This is a genomic window from Faecalibacterium sp. (assembly GCF_052358865.1).
Classification (GTDB): Bacteria; Bacillota; Clostridia; order Oscillospirales; family Ruminococcaceae; genus Faecalibacterium; species Faecalibacterium butyricigenerans.
Window position 1 is genome coordinate 25,076 of the sequence record NZ_DAWCVJ010000027.1, and the last position, 6,086, is coordinate 31,161.

Annotated in this window: 6 protein-coding genes; 1 reads left to right on the plus strand and 5 read right to left on the minus strand. The window is 61.4% G+C overall.

Annotation, left to right across the window (positions count from 1 at the left end):
* Positions 1 to 51 precede the first annotated feature (51 nt).
* Positions 52 to 378, plus strand: coding sequence for a hypothetical protein (locus ACT8X9_RS06300; protein ID WP_227621393.1), 327 nt, complete (start codon positions 52 to 54; stop codon positions 376 to 378).
* Positions 379 to 456: 78 nt separating this feature from the next.
* On the opposite strand, the gene dnaJ is transcribed toward ACT8X9_RS06300, so the two are convergent.
* The 5 genes from dnaJ to ACT8X9_RS06325 all read right to left on the minus strand — a co-directional run.
* Positions 457 to 1,629, minus strand: a complete 1,173-nt coding sequence (gene dnaJ, locus ACT8X9_RS06305) for a molecular chaperone DnaJ (protein WP_227621392.1) — start codon at positions 1,627 to 1,629, stop codon at positions 457 to 459.
* Positions 1,630 to 1,813: 184 nt separating this feature from the next.
* Positions 1,814 to 3,643: a molecular chaperone DnaK gene (gene dnaK, locus ACT8X9_RS06310; protein ID WP_227621391.1), complete on the minus strand. Its 1,830-nt coding sequence runs from the start codon at positions 3,641 to 3,643 to the stop codon at positions 1,814 to 1,816.
* Positions 3,644 to 3,737: 94 nt separating this feature from the next.
* Positions 3,738 to 4,364, minus strand: coding sequence for a nucleotide exchange factor GrpE (locus ACT8X9_RS06315; protein ID WP_412590588.1), 627 nt, complete (start codon positions 4,362 to 4,364; stop codon positions 3,738 to 3,740).
* A complete protein-coding gene (gene hrcA, locus ACT8X9_RS06320; RefSeq protein ID WP_227621389.1) occupies positions 4,361 to 5,434 on the minus strand; it encodes a heat-inducible transcriptional repressor HrcA in 1,074 nt (357 codons plus the stop codon). Before hrcA ends, ACT8X9_RS06315 begins: the two co-directional genes overlap by 4 nt.
* Positions 5,435 to 5,619: 185 nt before the next feature.
* A partial coding sequence (locus ACT8X9_RS06325; RefSeq protein WP_444268469.1) for a stage V sporulation T C-terminal domain-containing protein occupies positions 5,620 to 6,086 on the minus strand: 467 nt, incomplete at its 5' end.

The window sequence follows — 6,086 nt, forward strand, 5'->3', positions numbered from 1 at the left end:
AACGATGCACTGTGCATCGTTTTGGGATATTGTTCGTAAAGGAGTGCTACTATGGAAAACATCATGATGCTTCCCGCTTCCTATTGCGTGATGAACGAAGAGGAAATGACCTATACCTCTGGTGGTGCCAACATCGTTCAGGCAGCTGCTGCTGTTTTTATCCCGTTCTACGGATGGTTCGCCGGTGTCGCCGGTGTGCGCGACTACCGGAAGTCTCATCCGAAGGACTGGACCAGCACTGGCCCGGATGCTCTGACCCGTTATATGGATAAGAGCGTCGCCAATGCATTCTACGGCCTCGGCTGCACCTTCTGGACGGTGTCCAGCTGCTTCACGGGCGTCGGCCTCTTGATCAACGCGCTTGTCATCTTCAGCTGATAAGTCAGGAGACTCCAAAGAACAACAAAGGCGGGTGCTCTTCCCGATGGGGAAGGGCACCCGCCCTCTTTTTACGTTTTACTGGAACATATCCTTCAGCTTCTTGAAGAAGCCCTTGCGCTTTTCATAGTTCTCTTCTTTCAGAGTGCCCTCGAACTTCTTCAGGGCGTCGCGCTGGGTCTTGCTGAGTTTCTTGGGGATCTCGACCTCGCACCTGACGTACATATCGCCCCGGCCCCGGCCATTCAGGTACTGGATGCCCTTGCCCCGCAGGCGGAAGGTGGTGCCGCTCTGGGTACCCTCAGGCACAGTGACCTCCACCTTGCCGTCGATCGAAGGCACGGTGATGCTGTCGCCCAGAACCGCCTGACTGTAGGTGATGGGGACGATGACGTAGACGTCGTAGCCGTCGCGCTGGAACACCTCGCTGGGACGGACCGTGACCATCACGATGACGTCACCGGCGGGGCCGCCGTTGGCACCGGCGTCGCCCATGCCCCGCAGTGCAAAGCTCTGATCGTCGTCGATGCCCATGGGGATGGACACCTCCAGCGTCTTCTTTGCTGCGGTCTTGCCACTGCCGTGGCAGCTCTTGCAGGGGTTCTTGACCAGCTTGCCCTTGCCGCCGCAGCGGGAGCAGGGCTGCTGGGTCTGCATGACACCGAAGGGCGTGCGCTGCTGACGGATGACGAAGCCTCTGCCGCCGCAGTCGGGGCAGGTCTCAGGGCTGCTGCCGGCAGCGCAGCCGCTGCCGTGGCACTCGGTACACTCCTGCTGACGGGTGATGGTGATGTTCTTCTTGCAGCCATGCACCGCCTCGTCAAAGCTCAGGGTGATGCGCACCCGGATGTCCTGACCCTTGCGGGGGGCGTTGGGGTTTGCGGAGCGGGCCGAGCCGCCAAAGCCGCCGAAACCGCCGCCAAAGATGTCGCCGAAGATGTCGCCCAAGTCCACACCGTCGCCGCCGAAACCGCCGCCGAAGCCGCCCGGGCCGCCGCCGTTCTGGGCCGCATAGTTGGGGTCGACCCCGGCAAAGCCGTACTGGTCGTAGAGCTGGCGCTTCTTCTCATCGGAGAGCACCTCGTTCGCCTCGTTGATCTCCTTGAACTTTTCCTCGGCTTCCTTGTCGCCGGGGTTGTAGTCCGGGTGGTACTTCATGGCCAGCTTGCGGTAAGCCTTCTTGATCTCCGCATCGGTGGCCGTCTTGGATACACCCAGCACTTCGTAGTAATCACGTTTCTCCTGTGCCATAATCCAATCACCTCTCATGTAGCAGCAACCTCCCTGTTCCAGCAGCGCGCTGCTGTTTCCCGTGCAGCGAGACTGAGAGGTCCTCTATAACCAGCAAGAGCCGCCCCGGCAAAACCGGAGCGGCTTTTGCTATTCTACGCGTGCGTCCGCCGGTTTGGCCGGGCACACACTGCTGTGTCTCAGATCAGACTTCCTTGAAGTCTGCGTCCACAACGCCGTCATCGTTCGGCTTCTGCTGGTCGTTTGCGCCAGCGTCGGGGCCGGGCTGTGCGCCTGCGGCCTGCTGGGCAGCAGCGGCAGCCTGATACATCTTCTCAAAGACATGGCTCAGAGCATCCTGCTTTGCCTTGATGTCGTCGATGGAACCGGACTGGACAGCGGTCTTCAGCTCGGCCAGCTTTGCCTCAGCCTCGCTCTTGACGTCGGCGGGCATCTTGTCGCCGTTCTCCTTCAGCATCTTCTCCGTCTGGAAGACCATCTGGTCGGCGCCGTTGCGGATGTCCACTTCCTCGCGCTTCTTCTTATCGTCGGCAGCAAACTGCTCTGCTTCCTTCACAGCCTTGTCGATGTCGTCCTTGGACATATTGGTCGAAGCAGTGATGGTGATGTTCTGCTCCTTGCCGGTGCCCAGATCCTTTGCGCTGACCTTCACGATGCCGTTTGCATCAATATCGAAGGTGACTTCGATCTGAGGCACGCCGCGGGGAGCCGGAGCGATGCCGTCCAGATGGAAGACGCCGAGGCTCTTGTTGTCCCGTGCGAACTCACGCTCGCCCTGCAGGACGTTGATCTCAACCGAGGGCTGGTTGTCCGCAGCAGTCGAGAAGACCTGGCTCTTGTGGGTGGGGATGGTGGTGTTGCGCTCGATGATCTTGGTGCAGACGCCGCCCAGAGTCTCGATGCCGAGGCTCAGAGGAGTGACATCCAGCAGCAGCAGACCCTTGACGTCGCCCTGCAGGACGCCGCCCTGAATGGCAGCACCGACAGCCACGCACTCATCGGGGTTGATGCCCTTGAACGGCTCGCAGTTCAGCTCTTTCTTGACTGCATCGTAGACGGCGGGGATACGGGTGGAGCCGCCGACCATCAGGACCTTCTTCAGGTCCGATGCGCGCAGGCCTGCATCCTGCAGAGCCTTGCGGACAGGGGTCATGGTGCGATCGACCAGATCCGCCGTCAGCTCGTTGAACTTTGCGCGGGTCAGGGTCATATCGAGGTGCTTGGGGCCGGTCGCGTCGGCGGTGATGAAGGGCAGGTTGATCTGGGTGCTCATTGCGCTGGACAGCTCGATCTTTGCCTTCTCGGCAGCCTCCTTCAGGCGCTGAGCGGCCATCTTATCCTTGCGCAGGTCGATGCCGTTCTCGGTCTGGAAGGCGTCTGCCATCCAGTCGATGATGCGCTGGTCGAAGTCGTCGCCGCCCAGATGGGTGTCGCCGTTGGTGGCCAGAACTTCGGTGACGCCGTCGCCCATCTCGATGATGGAGACATCGAAGGTGCCGCCGCCCAGATCGTAGACCATGATCTTCTGGTCATCTTCCTTATCAATGCCGTAGGCCAGAGAAGCGGCGGTCGGCTCGTTGATGATACGCTTGACGTTCAGGCCGGCGATGGTGCCTGCGTCCTTGGTGGCCTGACGCTGGCTGTCGTTGAAGTAGGCAGGAACGGTGATGACGGCCTCGGTGACAGGCTCGCCCAGATAAGCCTCGGCGTCAGCCTTCAGCTTCTGCAGGATCATCGCGCTGATCTGCTGGGGGGTGTACTCCTTGCCGTTCAGGGTCACCTTGTGGTCGGTGCCCATCTGACGCTTGATGGAGGACACGGTGTTCTCAGGGTTAGTGATGGCCTGACGCTTTGCGACCTGACCGACCAGACGGTCGCCGGTCTTGGTGAAGCCAACAACAGACGGGGTGGTGCGTGCGCCCTCAGAGTTTGCGATGACGACAGGCTCGCCGCCCTCCATGACAGCCACGCAGCTATTCGTAGTACCAAGGTCAATACCAATGATTTTGCTCATAAATGAAGTCTCCTCTCAAAAGAACTTGTTTATCTCATGCTCGATGTGTGAAGCGGATGTCTTATCTTCAAAACCCTTGCGGGTCTCTGCGATGTCACTCGGCCACCACGACGGTCGCGTGGCGGACGATCTTGTCGCCCAGCTTGTAGCCCTTCTGGTACACCGTGATGACGGTGCCGCTCTCCTGCCCGTCCGGGGCGGGGATCTGCTGGACGGCGTTCATGATATTGGGGTCGAAGGGCTTGCCCAGCGCCTCGATCTCCTCCACATGGAGGGTATCCAGCGCCTTGGCAGCCTTATCCAGCGTCATGATGACGCCCTTCTTGTAATTCTCATCGGTGGTGGGAGCGTTGGCCGCCATCTCCAGCGTGTCAAGGATGGGGATGATCTGATTCACGGCAAAGGACACACCATCGTTGAACTTCTGGTCAGCCTCGCGGGTGGAGCGCTTGCGGTAGTTCTCGTACTCCGCTGCCATCCGCAGCAGCTGGTCTTTTGCCTGTGCGGCATTCTTCTCGGCCGTATCGAGCTTCGCCTTCACGGCGTCCATCTCGCGGGCCTTCTTGTTGAACCAGCCATCTTTCTTCTTGGCGTCTGCCGGTTCTGCCTCGGCCTCCTGCTCGGGGGCTGCGGCGGTCTCGGGCGCTTCCTGAGGTGCGGCTTCGGTCTCCTTCGCTTCCTGCTCGGGAGCCTCTGCCGTCTTCTTCGTCTCTTCGCTCATTCCAGATCCTCCTTATATATCACAGTCCGCCGGGGTGCGGCCATCTGCGGGGTGTCTTTTCGTTTGCCGCTCATACCCTCGCCAAGCTCATCGGCGAAGAGGTGGAGCAGCGGCATCAGCTTCTGGAAGGGCATCCGGGTCGGCCCGATGAGGGCCACCGTGCCCCACAGCCCGCCGCCCACAAGGTAGCGGTCGCTGACGATGCACAGGCCGGGAATCTGAGGCTCCAGATCCTCGCCCAGCAGCACGCTCTCACTGCGCTCTGCCGGGGGTGCGATGATGTGGGCGGCCTGCTCCTCGTCGTTCAGCAAGGTGAGGATGTCGCCCACCCTGCCCTCCAGCTGAGGCCAGTCCAGCAGGTGCTGCTCACCGCCCAAGAATACATGGGGCTGTGCGGAGTCCTGCAAAATCGCGGCTGCGGCGCTGATGACCGGCACAAGCTCCGGGTCGATCTGGCTGCACAGCTCGGCGAGCAGCCGGCTCGAAAGATCCACCGGCGCAACGAAGGTCAGGTTGCGGTTGAGCAGCGCGGCCAGCGCAGCGGCATTCTCCCGGGAAAGCCCGGTGCGGACCCGCGCCACACGGGTGCGGACGTAGCCTGCCGTCGTGACGGCCAGCACAGCCGCCGCGCTGCGGCCCACCTGAACGACTTCGTAGTGGGCGACGCAGAGGTCTTCGGCGCAGGGGGTGCTGACCGCAGCGGTGCAGCCGCTGATGGCGGCCAGCGCCTTGGCGGCACCCTGTGCCAGCTTTTCCGGCTCATGGTCAAGGCTGGCGAAGACGGCCTCCACCCGGGCGCGGGTCACGCGATCCAGCGGCTGGTCGTCGGTCAGCAGATTGTCGAGATAATAACGGTAGCCCTTGGCACTGGGGACACGGCCCGCGCTGGTGTGGGGCTGCTCCAGCAGACCCAGCTTGGTCAGCGCCGCCATTTCGTTGCGCAGCGTGGCGCTGGACACGGCCATATCAAAATAGTTTGCCAGCACACTGCTGCCCACAGGCTCGCCCTCGAGGCCATACAGCGCCACGATCGCCTGCAAGACTCGCTGCTTGCGTGCATCCATCGTCATAGCGCCTGCCTCCTTCTTGGCTTTTGTTTCTTTAGCACTCCATCTTCCTGAGTGCTAAGACCATTATAGCCAAAATTTTTTCCCTGTCAATAGCTTCTCGAAAAAGTTTATAAAGATTCATAATTCTGTCATAAACAAAAAAGGGAACGCCTGCCGAACCGCAGACGCTCCTATTATAATAATGTTCACTCCTCCATCTGCTTTGCCAGAAACGCTGCCGCCACGGCCACGGCCTTCTGCTGGGCGGGGTCAGGCTGCTGGGCGCGATCCTCGGCCAGCAGCCCGACAACCCCGGTGACATCCCCCGCCGCGATGATGGGCCACGCGCAGAGCAGAGGCCGCAGCGAACCCTCACAGGGCAGCAGGACGTGCTCCGGGTCGCCCTCGCTGAGGTAGGGCTTGCGGGACTCCATCACCCGTTCCAGCGGCTGGCTGACACTGCGGTCGGCAAGGTCGCGCCGACCTGCCCCTGCGGCGGCAAGGATGCGGTCGCGGTCGGCCACGAAGGCCGTAAGGGCAAAGCTTCGGCTCAGCACCTCCACATACTGCACCGCCACCCCGTGCAGCTCCCCCACCGGGGAATACTTCTTGAAGATGACCTCGCCCTCGCCGGTGGTGAAGATCTCGAGGGGGTCGCCGCGGCGGATGCGCT

Bases quoted from the DNA above. Each gene is read 5' to 3' on its own strand.
- dnaK (WP_227621391.1), bottom strand. From the start codon at position 3,643: ATGAGCAAAATCATTGGTATTGACCTTGGTACTACGAATAGCTGCGTG.
- hrcA (WP_227621389.1), bottom strand. From the start codon at position 5,434: ATGACGATGGATGCACGCAAGCAGCGAGTCTTGCAGGCGATCGTGGCG.
- dnaJ (WP_227621392.1), bottom strand. From the start codon at position 1,629: ATGGCACAGGAGAAACGTGATTACTACGAAGTGCTGGGTGTATCCAAG.
- ACT8X9_RS06315 (WP_412590588.1), bottom strand. From the start codon at position 4,364: ATGAGCGAAGAGACGAAGAAGACGGCAGAGGCTCCCGAGCAGGAAGCG.
- ACT8X9_RS06300 (WP_227621393.1), top strand. From the start codon at position 52: ATGGAAAACATCATGATGCTTCCCGCTTCCTATTGCGTGATGAACGAA.